The organism is Peptoniphilus sp. BV3C26, assembly GCF_000478985.1.
In the GTDB taxonomy this organism is placed as follows: Bacteria; Bacillota; Clostridia; order Tissierellales; family Peptoniphilaceae; genus Peptoniphilus_B; species Peptoniphilus_B koenoeneniae.
Genome location: NZ_AWXB01000065.1, coordinates 85,826 through 108,466, shown reverse-complemented (window position 1 = coordinate 108,466; position 22,641 = coordinate 85,826). Strand labels below are relative to the sequence as shown.

Annotated in this window: 18 protein-coding genes; all 18 read left to right on the top strand. The window is 30.6% G+C overall.

The window, feature by feature from the left end; genetic code table 11:
• Window positions 1–30 precede the first annotated feature (30 nt).
• The 18 genes from HMPREF1253_RS08690 to HMPREF1253_RS08605 all read left to right on the top strand — a co-directional run bounded on the left by HMPREF1253_RS08690 (window position 31) and on the right by HMPREF1253_RS08605 (window position 22,589).
• Window positions 31–2,160 carry a polyribonucleotide nucleotidyltransferase gene (locus HMPREF1253_RS08690; protein WP_023056371.1) on the top strand — a complete coding sequence of 710 codons (2,130 nt, stop codon included), beginning with the start codon at window positions 31–33 and terminating at the stop codon, window positions 2,158–2,160.
• Window positions 2,161–2,206: 46 nt separating this feature from the next.
• Window positions 2,207–2,638 (top strand): dUTP diphosphatase, encoded by a 432-nt coding sequence (gene dut / locus HMPREF1253_RS08685; RefSeq protein WP_023056401.1) that lies wholly within the window; start codon window positions 2,207–2,209, stop codon window positions 2,636–2,638.
• Between the two features lie 54 nt (window positions 2,639–2,692).
• Window positions 2,693–5,020 carry a DNA translocase FtsK gene (locus HMPREF1253_RS08680; protein WP_023056363.1) on the top strand — a complete coding sequence of 776 codons (2,328 nt, stop codon included), beginning with the start codon at window positions 2,693–2,695 and terminating at the stop codon, window positions 5,018–5,020.
• Window positions 5,021–5,032: 12 nt separating this feature from the next.
• On the top strand, window positions 5,033–6,364 hold the full coding sequence (gene rimO, locus HMPREF1253_RS08675; protein ID WP_023056411.1) for a 30S ribosomal protein S12 methylthiotransferase RimO: 1,332 nt from the start codon (window positions 5,033–5,035) through the stop codon (window positions 6,362–6,364).
• Complete coding sequence (gene pgsA, locus HMPREF1253_RS08670; protein ID WP_023056427.1) at window positions 6,348–6,878, top strand: CDP-diacylglycerol--glycerol-3-phosphate 3-phosphatidyltransferase; 531 nt, start codon at window positions 6,348–6,350, stop codon at window positions 6,876–6,878. The genes rimO and pgsA overlap by 17 nt, the downstream gene beginning before the upstream one ends.
• Window positions 6,865–8,112, top strand: a complete 1,248-nt coding sequence (locus HMPREF1253_RS08665; RefSeq protein ID WP_023056308.1) for a CinA family nicotinamide mononucleotide deamidase-related protein — start codon at window positions 6,865–6,867, stop codon at window positions 8,110–8,112. Before pgsA ends, HMPREF1253_RS08665 begins: the two co-directional genes overlap by 14 nt.
• Window positions 8,102–9,151 carry a recombinase RecA gene (gene recA / locus HMPREF1253_RS08660; RefSeq protein WP_023056330.1) on the top strand — a complete coding sequence of 350 codons (1,050 nt, stop codon included), beginning with the start codon at window positions 8,102–8,104 and terminating at the stop codon, window positions 9,149–9,151. The genes HMPREF1253_RS08665 and recA overlap by 11 nt, the downstream gene beginning before the upstream one ends.
• A gap of 8 nt (window positions 9,152–9,159) precedes the next feature.
• On the top strand, window positions 9,160–10,137 hold the full coding sequence (locus HMPREF1253_RS08655) for a metallophosphoesterase (RefSeq protein WP_023056366.1): 978 nt from the start codon (window positions 9,160–9,162) through the stop codon (window positions 10,135–10,137).
• Window positions 10,134–11,585: an AAA family ATPase gene (locus HMPREF1253_RS08650; protein WP_023056315.1), complete on the top strand. Its 1,452-nt coding sequence runs from the start codon at window positions 10,134–10,136 to the stop codon at window positions 11,583–11,585. Before HMPREF1253_RS08655 ends, HMPREF1253_RS08650 begins: the two co-directional genes overlap by 4 nt.
• Entirely contained in the window at window positions 11,582–11,842 is a 261-nt protein-coding gene (locus tag HMPREF1253_RS08645; protein WP_023056343.1) for a hypothetical protein, read from the top strand. Before HMPREF1253_RS08650 ends, HMPREF1253_RS08645 begins: the two co-directional genes overlap by 4 nt.
• Window positions 11,842–12,483, top strand: coding sequence for a hypothetical protein (locus HMPREF1253_RS08640; protein ID WP_023056354.1), 642 nt, complete (start codon window positions 11,842–11,844; stop codon window positions 12,481–12,483). The genes HMPREF1253_RS08645 and HMPREF1253_RS08640 overlap by 1 nt, the downstream gene beginning before the upstream one ends.
• Window positions 12,484–13,162: 679 nt before the next feature.
• Window positions 13,163–15,097, top strand: coding sequence for an acyl-CoA dehydrogenase family protein (locus HMPREF1253_RS09980; protein ID WP_081696626.1), 1,935 nt, complete (start codon window positions 13,163–13,165; stop codon window positions 15,095–15,097).
• A gap of 14 nt (window positions 15,098–15,111) precedes the next feature.
• Window positions 15,112–16,362, top strand: coding sequence for an FprA family A-type flavoprotein (locus HMPREF1253_RS08630; RefSeq protein ID WP_023056342.1), 1,251 nt, complete (start codon window positions 15,112–15,114; stop codon window positions 16,360–16,362).
• A gap of 203 nt (window positions 16,363–16,565) precedes the next feature.
• Window positions 16,566–17,594, top strand: coding sequence for a hypothetical protein (locus HMPREF1253_RS08625; RefSeq protein WP_023056390.1), 1,029 nt, complete (start codon window positions 16,566–16,568; stop codon window positions 17,592–17,594).
• A gap of 207 nt (window positions 17,595–17,801) precedes the next feature.
• A complete protein-coding gene (locus HMPREF1253_RS08620; RefSeq protein ID WP_023056374.1) occupies window positions 17,802–18,911 on the top strand; it encodes a BMP family protein in 1,110 nt (369 codons plus the stop codon).
• 123 nt (window positions 18,912–19,034) lie between these two features.
• Window positions 19,035–20,540 carry an ABC transporter ATP-binding protein gene (locus tag HMPREF1253_RS08615; RefSeq protein ID WP_036739982.1) on the top strand — a complete coding sequence of 502 codons (1,506 nt, stop codon included), beginning with the start codon at window positions 19,035–19,037 and terminating at the stop codon, window positions 20,538–20,540.
• Entirely contained in the window at window positions 20,524–21,648 is a 1,125-nt protein-coding gene (locus tag HMPREF1253_RS08610) for an ABC transporter permease (protein WP_023056344.1), read from the top strand. Before HMPREF1253_RS08615 ends, HMPREF1253_RS08610 begins: the two co-directional genes overlap by 17 nt.
• Window positions 21,645–22,589, top strand: coding sequence for an ABC transporter permease (locus HMPREF1253_RS08605; RefSeq protein WP_023056322.1), 945 nt, complete (start codon window positions 21,645–21,647; stop codon window positions 22,587–22,589). Before HMPREF1253_RS08610 ends, HMPREF1253_RS08605 begins: the two co-directional genes overlap by 4 nt.
• Window positions 22,590–22,641: the final 52 nt, after the last annotated feature.

The following is a 22,641-nucleotide window of genomic DNA, read 5'->3' as shown; positions in this document are numbered from 1 at the left end:
CCCGCTCTTTTTTATAAAAAAGGAGGATGTATGGAACAAATTTTCAAAGCGGAAATTGCCGGAAGAACAATGAAGGTAACAATAGGAAAATTTGCAGAACAAGCAAATGGAGCCTGTCTTGTGGAATATGGCGATACTGCTATTCTTGTAACTGCAACTTCTTCAAAATTACCAAGGGAAGGAATTGATTTTTTTCCTTTAAGTGTTGATTATGAAGAAAAAATGTATGCAGTGGGAAAAATGCCGGGAGGTTTTATTAAAAGAGAAGGAAAACCAAGCGAAAAGGCTATATTGACTGCAAGACTTATTGACAGACCTATTAGGCCCTTATTTCCGGAAGGCTTTAGAAATGATGTACAAATAGTTGCAACTGCACTTTCTGTAGATCAAGATTGCCAGCCTGATATTGTTGCTATGGTTGGTTCAAGTATTGCCCTTTCCATATCGGATATTCCATTTGACGGTCCAACTGGATCTGTTTTTGTTGGAATGATAGACGGAAAATATATTATAAATCCAAATGAAGAAGAAAGAAATAAATCAAAAATTTCTCTTTCTTTATCAGGAACAGAAACTGCAATCATGATGGTTGAAGCAGGATCTGATATTGTAAGTGAAGAAGAAATGCTTGGAGCAATTTTGGCTGGACATGAAGAAATTAAGAAAATATGTAAGTTCGTTTCTGAAATCACTGAAGAAGTTGGAAAAGAAAAGATGGATTACGAAGTCTTTATTCCAAATGAAGAGTTGAAGGAAAAAGTTACTGCATATGGCAGAAATTTAATTATTGATGCAATAAATGAAAAAGATAAATTATTAAGAATAGAAAAAACTGAAGCAGCTAAGGAAGATATAAGACAACACTTTGAAGCTGAAATGGAAGAATTTTCAAAAGATATTGAATCAATAATGGAAGGAATAGAAGTAGCAGAAGTAAGACGTCAAATAATTGAAGAAGAAAAGCGTCCTGATGGAAGGGCTCTTGATGAAATAAGAGAACTTTCAGCGGAAGTTGGACTTTTAAAAAGAACCCATGGTTCAGGACTTTTTAAAAGAGGACAAACTCAAGTGTTATCTTTAACAACTTTGGCGGGTTTATCTGAAGTTCAAGTTATTGATGGTTTAGGGGACGATACACCTAAGAGATATATTCACCATTATAATTTTCCTCCATATTCAGTAGGGGACACAAAACCTATGAGAGGACCTGGAAGACGTGAAATTGGTCATGGAGCCTTGGCTGAAAGAGCTCTTATACCGGTTTTACCTTCAGAAGAAGAATTTCCTTATGCTATAAGAGTTGTATCTGAAGTTTTAAGCTCTAATGGTTCATCTTCACAAGCAAGTGTTTGTGGTTCAACTCTTTCTCTAATGGATGCAGGTGTTCCTATTAAAGCTCCTGTTGCAGGAATTGCTATGGGACTAATTGAAGAAAATGGAATTACAAAAATCTTAACTGATATTCAAGGTTTAGAAGATCACTTTGGAGACATGGACTTTAAAGTTGCTGGAACAAGTGAAGGTATAACTGCACTACAAATGGATATAAAGGTTGAAGGTATAAGAAAAGAAATTCTTGAAGATGCTCTTGGAAGAGCTAAAAAAGCAAGACTAACAATTCTTGAAACTATAAAATCTGCTATTGATAAGCCAAGAGATCACTTATCTCCATATGCACCTATTATTTATACAATGACTATTGATCCTGACAAAATAGGTGAAGTTATTGGTGCAGGCGGAAAGGTTATAAATAAAATTATTGAACAAACCGGAGTTAAAATTGATATTGATGATGATGGTAAAATCAGCGTAATTTCAAATGATCATGAAAAAGCTCAGGAAGCAATTGATATAATCGAAGGAATAGTTAAAGAAGTTGAAATAGGGGATATTTATAACGGTAAAATTAAAAAAATTATGAAGTTTGGTGCCTTTGTGGAACTTAAAAAAGGAACTGAAGGCTTACTTCACATTTCAGAAATGCAACATGAAAGAACTGAAAAAGTTGAAGATTTATTCAAGGTAAATGACAAAGTAATTGTTAAAGTTATAGATATTGATGATGATGGAAAAATCTCTCTTTCCAGAAAGGCTTTGTTACCAAAACCTGATAAAAAGAAAGATGATAAATCAAAAGAAAAAGAATCGGAACAAGAATAATTAAAATAGGCATGAACCAAGTTCATGCTTTTTTTATGGAGGAAAAATGAAAGTTAAAATTATAAACAAAAGTAAAAATGAGCTTCCAAAATATGAAACTAAGGGCTCAAGCGGCATGGATCTTCGTGCAAATTTAGATGAGAGTCTTATTATTAAACCTTTAGATAGGGTATTGGTTCCAACGGGGATTTTTCTTGAAATACCTGAAGGGTATGAAGGTCAAGTTAGAGCTCGTTCAGGGCTTGCTTTAAAAAAAGGTCTTTCACTGCCTAACGGAATAGGAACAATTGATTCAGATTATAGGGGAGAATTAAAAGTTATTTTAATTAATCTTGGGAAAGAAGACATAGTAATTGAAAATGGAGATAGAATAGCTCAACTTGTATTTATAAAATATGAAAGAGCTCAAATAGAACTCGTTGATGAACTATCCTCTACAGACCGTTCTCAAGGGGGGTTCGGGCATACAGGAGTATAATACAAACATTTGTTTATCTTACAAAGTATGTTATAATTTAACAAGAGGTGGAAGATGAATAAAACACGCAAAAGAAAGACTAAAAAGACTAATAATTTACCAAGTTCAGAGTTAATAGGAATTATTTTAATTCTGCTTGGTTTAATTTCATTTATAAGTATTTTTTCAGATAAAATGGGCATTATAGGGGATTTGCTTTACAAGGCTTTTTCTTATTTTAGCGGAGGAGCAAACTTTATTTTGTCCTTGCTTATTATTTTTGTCGGATTCACTTTAGTAATAGAAAATTTAAAAGAAAATGCAAAAAAATATATTTTTTCATCACTTATTCTTTTAATATGCGTGCTTATTTTATTTGATGTAAATAAAGGTCAAAATTTAACTTTAATTGAGAGAATAAATCTTTCTTCTGAATATGCTACTGTTGGAAAAGGCGGTGGAATAATCGGAGCGACTTTTGGCTTTTTTATGTATAAACTATTTGGTACACTTGGATCTTATGTTTTGACAAGTTTAATTATACTTGGAACTTTATTTTGGACTTTTTCTTTTAATTTGTCTCATATTAAGAAAACTTTTAATTTTATTTCAAATAAATTTCAAAATTTTGTTACAAAATTAAAAATTCAAAGAGAGCATAATTTAGTAAAAAAAGAAGCTAAAAAAGTAAAAAATGAAAAGTCTTATGAAAAAAATAAAGTTGATTTAAAAGATAAGGAAAGTAATGTTATCCTTGAAGATTTTACGGAAGTTAAAATAAATGACTTTAATGACAGTAATAACAATCCAGAAAAAATTTCCAATTTAGAAAACAATAAAATTGATAAAATAGAAAAAATTAGCGAAGATCCTGTAAATAAAGATATTTTTAAAGATAATAAGGCTAAGGAAAATCAATTAGATGAAGATTCTATTGATGATGAGGCGGATTTTGAATTAATAGAAGAAGAAAAAGAATATGTATTTCCTCCTTTAGAACTTTTGAACTTTTCCTCAGATAAAAATAGAGAAAACAACGATGAAATTTTGAAAAATAAAAAAATTATTGAAGAAACAATGGCAAATTTTGGGATTGAATCAAAAATTACAGCTATTAACAAGGGACCGACTATAACTTGTTATGAATTGGAACCTTCTCCAGGAGTAAGGCTTAGCAAAATTGTTTCTTTAAGTGATAATTTAGCTCTTAGTTTAGCAAGCTCCGATATAAGAATAGAGGCACCTATACCGGGTAAATCCGTTGTGGGAATAGAAGTTCCAAACAAAAAGAAAGCTTCAGTTACTTTAAGAGAGATGATTGATTCTAATGAATTTAAAAATTTAGAAAGTCAATTACCTTTAACCTTAGGTAAAGATGTTTCTGGCAAAAATATTATCTCATCGATAGATAAAATGCCACATTTGCTTATTGCAGGAGCCACCGGAAGCGGTAAATCTGTTTGTATAAATGGAATTATAACAAGTATAATCTATAAATCTTCACCTAAAGATGTAAGACTTGTATTAATTGACCCAAAAGTTGTAGAACTTTCAATATACAATGGAATACCACATCTTTTAATACCTGTAGTAACAAATCCTAAAAAAGCTGCTTATGCTTTAAATTGGGCGGTTGACGAAATGGAAAAAAGATACAAAGCTTTTGCTGAAAATGCAGTTCGTGATATTCAAGGCTATAATAAAAAAATGCTTGCAAATGATGGAGAAGCTTTACCAAAAATTGTTGTAATTGTAGATGAATTAGCTGACCTTATGATGGTAGCTTCAAGCGAAGTTGAAGATTATATTGCAAGGCTTGCACAAATGGCAAGGGCAGCAGGCATATATTTAATAATAGCAACCCAAAGACCATCTGTTGACGTAATTACAGGAACAATAAAGGCAAATATCCCATCAAGAATAGCTTTTTCAGTTTCCTCATCAGTTGATTCAAGAACCATACTTGATATGGGCGGTGCTGAAAAACTTTTAGGAAAAGGTGATATGTTATTCTATCCAGGATTTTATTCCAAACCAAAGAGAATTCAAGGTGCTTTTATATCAGATGAAGAAGTTGAACGTGTAATAGATTTCGTTAGGGTTAATTCAGAGGAATTAGAAGAAGACAGAAATAAAGTTATAGAAGAGATACAAAAGAAAAAAGAGATAGAAAAAGATAGAGATCCATTATTTTTAAGCGCCGTAAATTATGTTTTAACAGATGAACAGGCATCAATATCATTTTTACAAAGAAAACTTAAAGTAGGATATTCAAGAGCGGCAAGAATAGTAGATCAAATGGAAGAAAGCGGAATAATAGGCCCTCATGAAGGTTCAAAACCAAGGACAATAATTATGACTAATGAGGAAATAGAAGAATTTTTAAAAAAATATGAAAAATAGTTGGGAGATTTGATGAAAAAAATAAATTTTGTAACTTTAGGTTGTTCAAAAAATGAAGTTGATACTTCAATAATGAATTCAATTTTGGATACAAAAAAATATAAAGCAACTAATAACCCTATTGATGCGGATGTTATAGTTGTAAATACTTGTGGTTTTATTGATTCTGCAAAGGAAGAATCAATAGATACTATTTTAGAAGCATGCCAAATGAAAAAAAATTCAGATAAGAAAGTACTTTTAGCAGGTTGTCTTGCTCAGAGATATAAAGATGAACTTTTAGAAAACATTCCGGAAATTGACGGCATCATAGGAACAGGAAACATTAATCTTATAAATGAAGCTTTAGACGATTTATATAAAGACCAAAGACCTGTTTTCACAGGAAATCTAAATGTTGAGTATACCGAAGGGGCATATAAGGATCCAAAAGAAGTAAAAGTTACAGAATATGTTAAAATCTCTGAAGGTTGCAATAATTTTTGTACCTATTGCATTATTCCTAAGTTGAGGGGAAAAAATAGGTCAAGAAAAATTGAAAACATATATAAAGAAGTGGAATATCTTGTTAAAAACGGGACAAGAGAAATTATTTTAATAGCCCAAAATACAACGGATTATGGAATAGATTTATACAATGCTTATAAATTAACAAATCTAATAAAAGAAATATCAAAGATTAAAGAATTAAAATGGATTAGAGTTTTATATTTATATCCGGATAATTTTAAAGAGGATTTAATTGAAGAATTTAAAAACAATAAAAAACTTGTAAAATATGCAGATATTCCTCTTCAACACATTAGTAACAGAATTTTAAAATTAATGAATAGAAGAACCAATCAGGAAGATATAGAAAGCCTAATTAAAAAACTAAGAAATAGAATTCCAGGTATGGTAATAAGGACAACTTTCATTGTGGGTTTTCCATCTGAAACTGATGAAGATTTTGAAATTTTAAAAAGCTTTATTGAAGAATCAAAATTTGACAAAGTTGGGGTTTTTACCTATTCAAGAGAAGAGGGAACTCCTGCTTATTCTATGAAAAATCAAGTTGACGAGGAGATAAAAAGAAAAAGACTTGAAGAAATCATGGAAATTCAAGCTGATATTTCAGCAAATTCTCTATCTGAAAAAGTAGGAGAAGTTTTTGAGGTTTTAGTTGAGGAAAAAATTGATGAGACAACTTATAGTGGAAGAACTTATATGGATGCGCCTGAGATAGATGGTGTAACTTATATAAGTTCTGATAAGGAGCTCAATATTAATTCTTTTGTTGATGTTAAAATTACTGATTCAATAGAATACGATTTAATAGGGGAATGTTATGAATCTACCAAATAAATTAACTTTTTTAAGAATTTTACTTGTGCCTGTTTTTGTTATTTTAATGTATCTGGGACAAGAATTTAGAGTGATTGCAACAATTGTATTTTGTATAGCTTCATTTACAGATTTTTTAGATGGATACTTGGCAAGAAAAAACAATTTGGTAACTAACTTTGGAAAGTTTGCCGATCCTCTTGCTGATAAAATTTTAGTATGTTCTGCTATAATTATCTTTTGCGAAATGGGAGATATTCCTGCATGGGCAGTAATAATTATTATTGCAAGAGAATTTGCAATAACTGGATTTAGAATCATTGCAGCATCTATGAACATAACAATCGCAGCAGGAAGTCTTGGAAAAATAAAAACTGCAACTCAACTTGTTGCTGTAATATTAATGTTAATAGGACTACCTATTTTATATAAAACAGGTTTAATTTTATTTTATATTTCACTGTTTTTCACAATTATTTCTGCAGTTGACTATATGGTAAAAAATAAAGAGGTATTGGATCTTGAAAACATGTAATTTTGTAAATGGTGAGATAATAGCAGTTGGAGATGAAATATTAAGGGGTGATACTCTTGATACAAATTCAAACTATCTTTTAAAAAAACTTTTTAGTTTAGGAGTTAGAGTTTCATACCTAAGTGCAGTTGGAGATAATAGAGAGGATATTTCAAATGCTTTGAAGAAGGCTATGGAAAGATCTGAGTATATTTTTTTATCAGGAGGCTTAGGGCCCACTGAAGACGATATAACTAAAGAGACTCTTGCTGAAGTTTTAGGTTTAAAAATTAAAGCTGACGAAAAACTCATAGAACATTTAAAAAAATATTATGAAAGTTTAGGAAGAAAACTTTATTATTCAGCCTTAAAACAAACTTATGTTATTGAAGGATCAAAAATATTAAATAATTCTGTAGGACTTGCTCCTGGAGAACTTATTGAAACAGATAATAATAAAATTTTTATACTTCCAGGTCCTCCAAAAGAATTTAAAGCAATAGTTGAAGAAAATTTTAGCAATTATATAAATACAAAATTTTTCATAGAAAAAAGAAGTTTAAATTGCATCTTACTTGGAGAGGCTTCTACAGAAAAGCATATAAGAAAATTAAACTTAACAGATGAAAATTGTCAGATTAATACCTATGCAAAATCAAGTCATACGGAAGTAGATATTATTTGCTATGGAAAAAATCAAAATGAATTAAAAGAAAAAGCTGATAACATATATTTAAAATTAAGAAAAGAATTTAAGGGATATTATTTTTCCGATGATGAAAATCCCTCTCAAGCTTTAGTTAGAATGTTAAAAGAAAATGATTATACAATTTCTTTTGCTGAGTCTATGACAGGGGGACTATTGGTTAGTCAAATAACATCTGTATCGGGGGCATCGAAAGTACTTAAAGAATCTTTTATTACTTATTCAGATGATGCTAAAATAAAAATATTAGGTGTAAGTGCTGAAAGCATAAAAAATTATAAGGTTGTAAGTCCACAAGTTGCTAAAGAAATGGCTTATGGATTAAAAAATATAAGCCACTCAGACATATGTGTATCAGTTACAGGAGAGGCCGGGCCCAATCCAAGTGTTGGGAAGGTTGGAGAAGTTTATATAGGGATAATATATAAAGATAAATTTTACGATTATTGTTTAAATCTTTTAGGAAATAGAAAAGAAATACAAAGAAATAGCGTAGATCAAATTTTAGCTTATTTAATAAAAATATTAGGAGGGTCAGATGCAAATTAATATTGAAGATAAGGACAAACAAAAAGCTCTTGAAAATGCAGTTACAAGAATTGAAAAACAATTTGGTAAAGGAGCAATAATGCTTCTTGGAGATAATGCAAAATTGGATATAGAAGCTATACCAACAGGAGCACTCTCTTTAGACATGGCTTTAGGAATAGGTGGAGTTCCAAAAGGAAGAATAATTGAAATTTATGGGCCTGAAAGTTCAGGAAAAACAACTCTTGCTCTTCACATAATTGCTGAAGCACAAAAGCAAGGTGGAATTGCAGCTTTCATAGATGCAGAACATGCTCTTGATCCTCAATATGCAAGAGCCCTTGGCGTTGATGATCAAAACTTAATAATATCTCAACCAGATTCAGGAGAACAAGCTTTGGAAATAGCTGAAACATTAATTAGGAGTAATGCTGTATCAGTTATTGTAATTGACTCTGTAGCAGCCCTAACTCCAAAAGCTGAAATTGATGGAGAAATGGGAGATGCTACTGTAGGAAGACATGCAAGACTTATGTCTCAAGCTCTAAGAAAGTTTACAGGAGCAATAAATAAGTCAAATACAGCCGTAATTTTTATAAACCAACTTCGTGAAAAAATAGGAATAACTTTTGGCAATCCGGAAACCACTACAGGTGGACGTGCATTGAGGTTTTATGCAAGTGTAAGATTAGATATAAGAAGACTTGAAACTCTAAAATTAGGAGATGAAATGATAGGCAACAGAGTTAGAGTAAAAGTGGCTAAAAATAAAGTTGCACCTCCATTTAAGCAAGCAGAATTTGACATAATGTATGGAAAGGGAATTTCAAAAGAAGGAATAATACTTGATATGGCAACTGATATGGGATTAATCAATAAAGCAGGATCATGGTTTAGTATTGATGACATAAAACTTGGACAAGGAAGAGAAAATGCTAAGGATTATATTTTAAAAAATCCTGAACTTGCAAAAAAACTTGAAGAAAAAATACGAGCTACCTTAAAAACGGATAAAGAAGAAGATAAAGAAAAAGAAGAGTACAATGATAGAGAATTTTAGGTGATTTTGTGAAATTTTTGTATTTTACAGATACTCATTACAGAGGAACTAATCCAGTCAACAGATTGGATGACTTTCCTCTGACTCTTGAAAATAAAACAAGAGAAATTTTTCAAATAGCAAAAGAAGAAAATGTGGATTACATCTTACATGGGGGAGATTTATTTGACAGACCGGACACATCTATATCTGTTGCCTCAACTTTTGCTAAAATATTTATGGAAAGTCCATGCCCTATATATATTATAAGTGGAAATCATGATATATATGGTCATAATCCTGAAACTGTAAATAGAACTATGCTTGGTTTTTTATGTGATTTAGGAATAATGAATCTCCTGGATAATAAAAGGATTTTGTTAAGAGGAGATGTCAATGTTCAAATTAGCGGTTCTCCTTACAAATACGGAATTGATGAAAAAGATAACATAAAAAGCTATATGGTGGATGAAGTAGATAATGAAGCCGATTATTCAATTCACTTGGTTCATGGATTTTTAATGGAAAAACCATTTATTGAAGGAATAAATTTCACTTTGATTTCAGATATATTTGATACTAAAGCAGATATAACTTTGTGCGGACACTATCATTTAGGGTTTAAAACAGTAGTTCATGATGGAAAATATTTTATTAATCCTGGATCTATTATTAGAATAAGCAATTCAGTTCTTGAAATGAAAAGGAAACCTAAAATATTAATAATTGAATTAAAAGATAAAATTTCAATTAAGGAAATATACTTAAAATCGGCACAATCAGGAGAACTTGTTTTAGATAGAAGTCAAATAGAAAACTCAAAATCTAAGAGATCTAAGGCAATTGAATTTGAGGACATTATTAACACAGGAACATCTTTAAGTTTTGAAAAAAGAGATGTTTTTAAAATTATTAATGATATTGCAAACAAAGAAAATATACCGAAAGATGTTAAAGATGAAACTTTAAGAAGAGTTACAGAGGCTCAGATGGGAGTTAAAAATTGATCTATATAACAAAAGTTATTTTAAAAAATTTTCAATCTCATGAATATAGTGAACTTGAATTTACCCAAGGGCTTAATGTAATACTTGGACAGTCAGATAGTGGCAAAACTGCCATAATCAGAGGAATAAAATGGGCCCTGTATAATGAGCCTAAGGGAGATTTTTTTGTAAGAGAAGGGGAAAAAGAAACATCAGTTGAAATATTTTTTAGCAATAATGTAATTTTAAAGAGAATTCGATTATCGACAAAAAATATTTATGAACTTACAGATTCTTTTGGAAGATTGCAAAGATTCGAAAGTTTTGGAAACACAGTTCCTCCTCAAATTTACGAAGAAATTCAAATAAGATCGTATACAAATTTTACATATTCAAAATCTATGCTTAATATAGCTGAGCAATTGGATGGTCCATTTTTGATTCAAGATTCTCCTTATGAAAGAGCAAAAGCAATAGGAAAGCTAAACGATGTTGATATATTGGATACTGCTTACTCTGATTTAAAAAGTGATCTTTTAAGCTTAAATTCTGAACTTAAAAACAAAATAAACTTAAGAGATGAAGCACAAGCGGAATTAGATTCTCTTAATTTTTTAGAAGATTATGAAAAGAGACTGGAAAATTTAAAAAAAATAAAAGAAATATTTTTGAAAAATAATGATTTTTTATTTAAGCTTAGAGATTATAAATGCCAGGCAGAAAACATAGAGGGTGAATTAAAAAAAGAAAGAGACATAATAAATAAATTTAAAAAATTAGAAGATGCAAATACTATATTTACAGAAGCCCTAAATAAAAAGGCGAAATTAAAAGAACTTATTAATTTAAAGAATGATTTTATATATAATTCTAAAGAAATAGAAAAAAACAAAGAAATATTAAAAAAATTAGAAAACTTAGAATTTATAAAAGATACAAATGACAAATCTAAGAAAATAAATCAATTGTTTTTAAATTTATTAAGTTTGAAAAATCGAATTTTAAACTTAGAAAGAACAATTGATCTAACAAAAGAAAAAATAAAGAGCCTTGAAAATCTTGAAAAAATTAAAATTATTTTAAATGATTTAGAAAATAAAAATAAAGGCTTTAATGATTTTCTGGAAATAAAAAAAAGGTTGAATGTCCTTAATGAAAAATTTAAAATAGCAGATAAATTTTTAAAGGGTTACGAAAACTTAGATGAATCTTTTAACTTATTTAAAAAATTAGAAAAGAGTCTGTACAATTATAATAAGCTTATTCAAATTAATGAAAATTTATCAAAAATTGGAATAGATATTGGAATTGAAAAGCTAAAAATAGATTTTATAAGTCAGGATTACCAAAAAAATTTAGAAGAGTACAGAAAAATTTATAACAAATTAGATTTCTGTCCCTTTTGTTTTTCAAAAATTGATGAGAATACAAAAAAACATATAGAAAATCATTTGCGGGGTGAAATATGAGTTACGAAAACAAAGAATACAATAACTATGAAAAAGAAATAGAAACATTAAAAAACAAAATAAATAAAGCAAGCCAAATAAAATCAACAGCAGTTGGAAGATTGGAAGCATTAGAAGGAAATAAAGAAGAACTTATAAAAAAATTGAAAGAGCTTAATGTAGATCCTGAAAATCTTGACAATGAAATTTTAAAGCTTCAAAAAGAAATTGAAAATTTAATAAGTGAGGCAAATTCTCTTTTGCCCGAGGATTTATAATGGAAGATATAGTTGAGAAAATTGACAGCTTCGACAAAAATGTTTCAAAATTAAGATTTCAATATGACTTGACAAAAAAAAGATACGATTCAATAGAAAATGAAATAAAAAGCAAATTGGAATACAAAGAAGTTTTAAACAAAGTTGGAGTTTTGCTTAAAAAATCTTCAGAATTTGCAAGAAACGAAGCAAAAACACAATTAGAAAATATGGTTACCAATTTTTTAGTTTATGTTTTTGAAGAAAATATAAGGTTTGAAATAGAATTATCTGAAAGCAGAGATAATGTAAGCGCAGAATTTTATGTTGTAAATGAATACGAAGGTTATACAGTCAGAACGAAACCTGAAAATTCAAGGGGTGGAGGAGTAGTTGATATAATTTCAATTGCTCTTAGAATAGCATTTATGTTTTTAACTAAACCACCTATAGAAGGACCTATTATTTTTGATGAACCAGGAAAGCATGTTAGCAATGATTATAATTTTAATCTTGGAGAGTTTTTAAAAAAATCTTCAGAAGCTATGGAAAGACAAATAATTATGGTAACTCATAATCAATATTTAGCTAACATTGGAGACAATTCTTTTACAGTAAATATAAAAAATGGAAAATCATTAGTAGAAAAAACCATCTTATAGAATACCGAATTTTTCGTGTAGGAAACACTTAAAGTTTGGTATTTTTTTATTAAAATAAAAAATTTGATGATTTTGAAAATGTTTTATTAAAAATTCAAAAAAATTTTTATTTTTAAATTATTTAAAACAAAATTAAATAAAACTGTTTTTATTTATAATATTGGGTATATAAAATTTAGAGTAGTTTAAATGGGCGAGAAGACTATTAAAATACAAAAATAAATTTAAATAATTATTAAATTTATTGACAGTAGTTTAAATGGGCGAGAAGACTATTAAAATACAAAAATAAATTTAAATAATTATTAAATTTATTGACAGTAGTAAAATTAAAAGATACAATTACAGTATAGTATTTAGATTTATTTGAGTACTTATTAATAGATAATGGAAAACCTTTCCTATTCTATAAAATTTTTGGGGGGTGAGTGTTCTGAGTATCTTTAAGAGAAAAAAATCTAACAAGCCAAACAAATCCGATGTAAGAGATTTTAAGGGTGATGTTAAAGAAAAAGATTTAAAAGATGAAGAAAAAGAAGTAATCAAGAAAGAAACTGACCAAAAAGAAATTGACAACAATAGTAGTGCAACAGTTGCCAATGATGTGCAAGAAGAAAGCAAAAAAGTTGCCGAAGAAAAAAATATTTCTGTAAGCAATAAAAATGAAGGGGGCAAGTCTATGTTATTTAAAACAACAGATGAACATGAATCTTTGCGTAAAGCTGTTAGAGAATTTGCTGAAGCTGAGGTTCAACCCATTGCATTTTCACTTGATCAAAACAATGAATATCCTGATGAAATAGTTAAAAAAATTGGTGAAAATGGTTGGATGGGTATTCCTTATTCTAAGGAATACGGTGGAGCAGGCAAAGATGTTATATCTTATGCAATAGCTGTAGAAGAACTTTCAAGAGTTGATGGTGGTGTTGGAGTTATTTTATCAGCACACACATCTTTAGGAAGCTATCCTATAGAAGCTTTTGGTACCGAAGAACAAAAGAAAAAATACTTAGTTCCTCTTGCTAAAGGTGAACATGTAGGAGCCTTCGGCTTAACAGAACCTGAGGCAGGATCAGATGCAGGTGGAACAGAAACAACTGCAGAACTAAACGGTGATTATTATATCTTAAATGGTAATAAAATATTTATAACCAATGCACCTAAAGCAGACACTTATGTAGTATTTGCTGTTACAACTCCAGGTATAGGAACTCATGGAATTTCAGCTTTTATAGTTGAAAAAGGATTTGAAGGATTCACTTTTGGGGATCACTATGACAAATTAGGCATAAGATCATCTTCAACTGCAGAGCTTATTTTTAACAATGTTAAAGTTCCTAAAGAAAATTTACTTGGACAAGAAGGACAAGGATTTAGAATTGCTATGCAAACTCTTGACGGAGGCCGTATAGGTATAGCAGCTCAAGCTTTGGGAATTGCTCAAGGAGCATATGAAGCAGCAGTAAAATACGCTAAAGAAAGAATTCAATTTGGAAAACCAATTGCCCAACAACAAGCCATTTCATTTAAACTTGCAGACATGGCAACAAAAATTCGTGCAGCAAGATTTTTAGTATATTCAGCAGCTGAAATGAAAACAAACCATGAAAACTATGGTATGGAATCTGCAATGGCTAAAATGTATGCATCTGACTGTGCACTTGAAGTTGTAAATGATGCACTTCAAATCCATGGCGGAAATGGATTCCTAAAAGGAATGGATGTTGAAAGATTCTATAGAGATGCTAAAATAACTACAATTTATGAAGGAACAAATGAAATTCAAAGAGTTGTTATTGCAGCAAATATAGTAGGAAAAATAAAGAGAAAGAAAAATAAAGTTGCAGCAGTATTAGGGGAAAAGAAGGGACCAATAACAGGAGAAAGAAAGAAACAAATGTTTGATTCTGATGATCCTAAGAAAAATGTAAAGGATCTTGTAGCTGCTCTTAAAAAAGATGGCTATGATTTCACAGTAGGAATTCCTGTAGATACTCCTATAAGTGAATCTGAAAGGGTCGTTTCTGTAGGTAAAGGTATTGGCGATAAAGAAAATATGGAAGTTGCTAAAAAACTTGCACAAGCTGCAGGAGCTTCCTTAGGTTCTTCAAGACCTGTTGCTGAAACACTTAAATATCTACCTCTTGAAAGATATGTAGGTATGTCAGGACAAAAATTCAGAGGAAATCTATACTTTGCCCTTGGAATTTCAGGAGCAACTCAACATCTAAAAGGTATCAAAGATGCTTCAACAATTGTTGCAATCAACAAGAATCCTGGTGCTACAATATTTAAGAACGCTGACTATGGAATAGTTGGTGATATTAATGAATATATGCCTCTTCTTATTGAAGAATTCGGAACTGAAGAAAAGAAACCGGCACCTCCAATGAAGAAAGTTAGAAGATCTAAACCGAGAAAACTTGCACCTAACTATAAAGTAATGGTATGTCCGGGTTGTGGATATGAATATGATCCTGATCTTGGAGATTCGGAAGGTGAAATTGATCCAGGTACAGATTTTGAAAGATTGCCTGATACTTGGGAATGCCCTGAATGTCAAACAGAAAAGAAAGATTTCATTGAAATGGAATTTCCGAGTGATAGAAAGTAATTAGGAGGTAAAAGATGTTATATAATATTAGAAAAGTAACTGATGATCTTTACTATGTTGGTGGAAATGATCACAGAACACATCTATTTGAAAATATTCATCCAATTCCGGAAGGAGTTTCATATAACTCATATCTGTTAAAGGATGAAAAAAATGTTTTGATTGATACAGTTGACTGGTCAATTGTAAAAGATTTCTTGGAAAGAATAAAAGTAGTATTAAATGGCGAACCCCTTGATTATCTTTTAATTCATCACTTGGAACTTGACCACGCAGGAGCAATTGAAGAAGTAATTTTAAGATATCCAGATGTTAAAGTTATATGTTCAGAACAAGGCTTTGAATTTATGAGCCAAACAGGATATGAAATAAAAGAAGAAAATAAAATAATTGTTAAAGAAGGAGACACTTTTAGTTTCGGTAAACACACTTTTGCCTTTGTTGAAGCTCCAATGGTTCACTGGCCTGAAGTTATAATGTCTTTAGACGTAACCAACGGATGTCTGTTCTCAGCTGATGCTTTTGGTACATTTGGAGCACTTGACGGAAAATTATTTAATGACGAAGTAAACTTCGACAGAGATTATTTAGACCACATGAGAAGATATCTAACAAATATTGTAGGAAAATATGGAGCTTTTGTTCAAGATGTATTGAAAAAAGCAGCCCCACTTCTTCCGCAAGTTAAATTTATCTGCCCTCTTCATGGACCAGTTTGGAGAAATGATTTCGGATATATTATCGGAAAGTATGATACTTGGAGTAAATATGAACCTGAAGAATATGGTGTATTAATTGTTTACGGTTCAATGTATGGAAACACTGAAAGAGCAGCACAAGAACTTGCATCAGACCTTTGTGAAAAAGGTATGACAAATGTTGTTGTAAGAGATGTGTCAAGTACTCATGTTTCATATTTAATTTCAGATGCTTTTAAATACTCACACATTGTTCTTGCTTCAGTAACTTATAACTTAGGTATTTATCCTCCAATGAAAGACTTCTTAAATGATATGGAAGCTCTTAACCTACAAAACAGAACAATAGGTATCCTTGAAAATGGTACTTGGGCTTGTACAGTAGGCGATAAAATGGAAGATTTCTTAGATGAAAATATGAAGCTTATGGACGTTCTAAATGAAAGAGTAACTATTAATACTTCACTTAACTCAGCAAATAGAAGTGATATGGACGGATTAACAGATGCTTTAATTGAATCTATAAAAAACTTAAAAGAATTAAAAGCAAAAAAAGCTGATAAATAAAAATGTTCCCCTAAGCTTATAAGCTTAGGGGATTTTTGTATAAAAAAGCGAAAAGATATTTAAAAAAGATTTATATTTTACATAATATATGGATAAAAATTCATATTACTTGATAAGTAAAAACTTTTTTTCTTAAAATAGTGTATTTTCTCGTACTTCGTGGTATTATTAATGATAGAAATGTTTTCATTATGGAGGTAACTATGAACAAGAAGATTAAAAACTACATAATATACGGAATTTTTATTTTGTTATTATTTTTATCAACTCTTGCAAAATCTTTCTCTTCTGAAGTCTTTTGGCCAAGTGCAAAAAATATGCCTGTACCATTTGACGGAATTTTGTTTAACGATCCTCAAGATATTCAAAATTTGACTGTAACAAGAGCTATTGCAAATGAAAATAATAGAAATTATGTTAAATATGATATTTCATTTGATTATATAGGCGATTTTGGTAATTTTAGAATTTTAGGCAATCCTATAGGTCAAACTTTCTTTCCGGAAGGTATAAGCCCTGTATTCAGTGATGTAGAATTAAAAGGCGACTACGATAAAATTAATAGTTCCCTTTTCACAGAAAATTTAAAGTTAAAGGATTTATACAAAAAAGTTAAAAATTATAATTTTATGGCAACTTCTAAGATAAGAGTACCTTTAAAGAAAGAAGTTACCCAATATAACTTTACTGTAAAAAGTGAGCCTAAACATTTAAACTATGGTAAAAAAGGAACAATTTCAGAAAATTCAGTATTTATAACAAATACCAGAGTAGATAGTTTTAAAGATACTACAAAACCAAAAGATGGGATAAAAAATGAAAACAAAAATTTCAATCAATCAGGCTATTACGTAAACTCTCTTGAAATAATTAATGAAAAAGCAGTTTCATCAATATCTACAGCAAATACAATAAACAGCATTGTCTTTGTTCTTTCTATAATTTGTATGCTTCTTTTACTTTGGCTTAACAGTAAAAAATCTCAAATACCTTACATGATTTTAATGATGCTGTCAGTTATAACGGTGCATAGATTTTTAGATAGAGGAGCAAGCGTCTTTGGAATGCTGATTATTTGGACTATACTTGCTTATATAGGAGCTGTTATTTCAAATATTTATGGTAGAGATGAAATTACGGTTATGAAAAAAGATTTAAAACGTTCCTTAGCGTGGACAATAATCTTCTTTGTTATAGTTTTAATTATATTTATAATTCCAAGAGCAATTTAATAAAAAATTAACAACTCGTGAAAAGCGAGTTGTTTTTTTTGTGAAAATATTTTCGTAATATTAGATTATTTTTTAAATCTTTTTTAAATACTAAAACCTATTAAATTGCGATCTATAGAGCTTTTAGTCTAAATTGAAAAATGCTATATTCTATAATATAATTAATTTACAAGTAAGAAACAGTTTATTCTTACAAAGGAGGTAACAATGAAAAGAAGATCACTTATTGCTTTATTGTTAGTTTTTGCAATGGCTCTTGTAGGTTGTGGAAATTCTGCACCTAAAGATGGTAATGACAAAAAAGCAAATGGTAACAAACAAGGAGCTGAAGCAACAAAATCAGACTTAAAAATAGGATTTGTAACTGATGAAGGTGGAGTTAACGACCAATCATTTAACCAAGGAGTTAAAGAAGGTCTTGACAAAGCTAAAGAAGATTTTGGAGTAGATATAGCATACTCTGAATCAAAAGATTCAAATGACTATAAGCCGAATTTTGAAACTATGTTAGACGATGGAAAAGATTTAATCGTTGGTGCAGGCTATAAAATGGGAGATACAATAATTGAAGAAGCTAAAGCAAATCCTGATGTTAAATTTGCAATAGTTGATGTTGATCCAACAGTTGATGCCGATGGAAATAAAATCGAAGCACCATCTAACCTTGTAGGTATAATGTTTAGAGCTCAAGAACCATCTTTCTTAGTTGGTTACATTGCAGGACACACTACAAAAACTGACAAAGTTGGTTTTGTTGGTGGAGTTGAAAGTAACATAATCTGGGGATTTGACTATGGTTTTAGAGCAGGTGTTGATTATGCAGCAAAAGAACTTGGCAAAAAAATTGACGTTATGGTTCAATATGCAGCAAGTTTTGCAGACTCACAAAAAGGAAAAGCAATTGCAACTACTATGTTCCAAAATGGTGCTGATATAGTATTCCATGCAGCTGGCGGAACAGGAGACGGAGTTATTGAAGCAGCAAAAGAAATGGGAGAAGGAAAATGGGCAATAGGTGTTGACAGAGATCAAATTGATGCAGCTCCTGACAATGTATTAACTTCTGCTATGAAAAATGCAAATGTTGCAGTTTATAATATAGTTAAAGACCTAGCTGAAGGAAAAGAATTCCCAGGCGGAACAACTATTAATCTTGGTTTATCTGATAATGGAGCTGTTGGTATTGCTCCAAGTTCAGACAAGCACGTACCTGCAGAATTAATCGAAAAAACAAAAGCTATTGAAGAAAAAATAATTTCAGGTGAAATTACTGTTCCTTATAATGAAGAAACTTATAAAGAATATTCTGCAAAGTAAATTTATAAAAACACCCTTGCTTATGCAGGGGTATTTTTTTATATAAATATAAGCTTTCATAGGTTATAATATAAAAGAGAGGAGGCGAATCCTTTGAATGAGTCTAATGGCTTAGCTGTTGAAATGAGGAATATAACAAAAAAATTTGGAAATTTCACAGCAAATTATAATATTAATTTAGAAATAAAAAAAGGTGAAATTCATGCACTTCTTGGAGAAAACGGTGCAGGAAAATCTACTTTAATGAATATTTTATATGGAATGTATACAGCAACAGCTGGAGAAATTTTTGTAAATGGAAAAAAAGAAGAAATAAAAAATCCTAATGATGCAATAAAACTTGGACTTGGAATGGTTCACCAACATTTCATGTTAGTTGAGCCCTTTACCGTTGTTGAAAATATTATCCTTGGAATTGAACCAACAAAGGGAATTAAATTAGATTACAAAGCTGCGAAAAAACAGGTTGTAGACATATCAAATAAATATGGACTATCTATAAATCCTGATGAAAAAATTGAAAATATTAGTGTAGGAATGCAACAAAGGGTTGAAATATTAAAAGCTCTCTATAGAGGAGCAGATATTTTAATTTTTGATGAACCTACTGCTGTTTTAACTCCTCAAGAAATAGAGGAATTTGTAGATATTATTAAGGGACTTTCAAAGCAGGGAAAAACGATTATACTTATAACTCACAAATTAAAAGAAATTAAAGCCATGGCTGACAGATGCACGATTATAAGGCGTGGCAAAAAAATAGAAACTGTAAATGTGAGTGAAGTGTCTGAAGAAGAACTGGCTGATATGATGGTTGGTAGACAAGTTTTATTAACTGTGGATAAAAAAGAAATGGAGCCAGGAGATTTAATACTTAATGTGGACAATCTTGTTGTGAAAAGTTCAAGAAATATTGAAAAATTAAAAGGACTGAGTTTAAATTTGTTTCAAGGAGAAATACTTGGGATTGCTGGAATAGACGGAAATGGTCAAAGTGAACTTTTAGAAGCCTTAACAGGCCTTAGAAAGATTGAATCAGGAAAAGTTTTAATTGACGGCAAAGATATAACAAACCACACGCCTAAACAAATACAAGAGGCCGGAATGTACAATATTCCTGAAGATAGACAAAGACGTGGATTGGTTCTGGAGTTCAGCGTTGCTGACAATTTAATTTTAGAAGATTTTGCCGAAAAAGAATTTTCAAAAAATGGGATTTTTAACAGAAAAAATATATATGACCACGCTAATGATCTTGCGGAAAAATTTGATATAAGACCAAGAGATCCAAACTATTTAGCGGGCTCTTTATCAGGTGGTAATCAACAAAAAGTTATTATAGCAAGAGAAATTTCAAATGATCCTGAGGTTTTAATAGCAGCTCAGCCTACAAGAGGCCTTGATGTAGGTGCTATTGAATATGTTCACAAATATTTAGTTGCTCAAAGAGATGAAGGCAAAGCTGTTCTTTTAATTTCTTTTGAGCTGGATGAAATTATGAGCTTATCAGATAGAATTGCCGTAATATATGGTGGAAAAATAGTTAATACCTTTAAAGCCGGAACCGTTGATGAAAAACAAATAGGTCTTTTAATGGCAGGGGGAGGGCAAGATGAAAGCAAAAACTAAGATATTTTATACTGTTGTTTCCATATTATTAGGCTTTCTTTTTGGAGCAATTATTTTACTTATAAACGGAACAAATCCACTGGAAGCATATAAGGTTGTAATTCTTGGAGCAGTTGGCAAGCCACAATATATATCTTGGACAATAATAAAAGCTGTCCCAATAATATTAACAGGGATATCAGTAGCCTTTGCTTTTAGAACAGGCTTATTTAACATCGGTGCTGAAGGTCAATATATTATAGGTTCCATAGGGGCAGTTTTAGCAGGATATTTAGTTAAACTACCACCAATTATACATCCAATATTTTGCCTAATTGTTGGTTTTGTCTTTGGAGCCGTTTGGGGTGGCTTAGTTGGAATACTTAAAGCAAGATTTAACGTAAATGAAGTTATTTCTTCAATAATGTTAAACTGGATAGCTTTTTATTTTTCAAATTATATTTTAAGTTTTCCTTTTTTGAGAAAACCTCAAAGTGATTTATCATATTCAATTTTAGATTCAGCAAAAATAACAGTTTTAGGAAAGTGGAAGGCAAGTGAAGCTGGTATAAAATTTTTAAGCAAAAATCCTGGACTTAAGCAGTTTTTAAGACCACCATTAAATTGGGGAATTTTAATTGCTATAATTGTTGCAATTATTATTTGGTACATTTTAAACAGAACAACTTTAGGTTACCAGTTAAAAGCAGTGGGATTCAGCCCTGATGCCGCTGAATACGGTGGAATAAATGTAAAAAGAAATATGGCAACTTCTATGATTATTTCAGGAGCAATCTCTGGTCTGGCAGGTGCAGTCACCGTTTTAGGAGTTTCATTTAATATTTCATTAATGGCCGCTCAACAAGGATACGGATTTGATGGAATGGCAGTTTCTTTAATTGCAAGCAATAATCCTTTAGCATGCATTCCAGCAGGTTTACTCTTTGCAGGTCTTCAATATGGAGGAGGAAAATTAACGAGTGCTTTAGATACTCCTTCTGAGGTAATAAGTATTTTAATAGGTGTAATAGTTTTATTTATATCTATGCCAAAGCTACTTGAAATGATAGGAAAATTTTTCAAAAAAAACAAAAATGAAAAATTAGATGGAGAGGAGATAAAAAAATGATAGATATAGCCAATATTATAAGTATTACTCTTCTTTATTCAGCTCCTTTAATATATGCTGCCCTTGGAGGAGTTTTAAGTGAAAATTCAGGTGTAGTAAACATAGGTCTTGAAGGTATGATGACCATAGGAGCCTTAATAGGGGCTACAGTTGGATATTATTTAGGAAATCCTTGGATTGCATTTTTATGCGGAGGCATTGCCGGTTTATTACTATCATTACTTCATGCCATAGCAACCATACATTTTGCAGCAGACCATGTTGTTTCAGGTATAGCAATTAACTTAATAGGCCCTGGAATGTCATTGTTTTTATCAAGAAGATTTTTTGATGGAGCTGCTTTAACAAAGCCAATTCCCTTTGAAAATAAATTGCCTAAAGTATTTGGAAGTTTGTTTAAAAGTTTACCTAAAAATGAATTTACAAAATCAATGTCAATCATTTTTAACCAATATATTATTGTTTACATTGCTTTTGCTTTAGTATTTTTAACTTGGTTCATACTATATAAAACAAAACTAGGACTTAGAATAAGAGCAGTAGGAGAACATCCAAGAGCAGCAGAATCATTAGGAGTAAACGCCTATAAAATAAAATATATTTGCGTATTAGCTTCAGGATTTTTAGCTGGCTTAGGAGGAGCGTCTATGTCTCTTGCCATAGTGTCAAATTACAGAGATACACTTATTGCGGGTCAAGGATTTATAGCTCTTGCAGCCATGATATTTGGAGGATGGAAACCTCAAGGAGCAATGCTTGCTTGTTTATTATTTGGAGCAGCTCAAGGTTTTACTGTATTCTTAGGTTCTAAAGGATTTAAAGTAGATTCCAATTTACTTGCAATGTTGCCTTATGTTATAACTCTTATAGTTTTAGTAGCTTTTGTTAAAAGCGTAAAGGCCCCAAGTGCAGATGGAAAACCATATGAAAGAAATAATTAAAAAAGAGGAGATAGGGCTCCTCTTTTTTTTGCCTTAATAGGCATTCTTGACT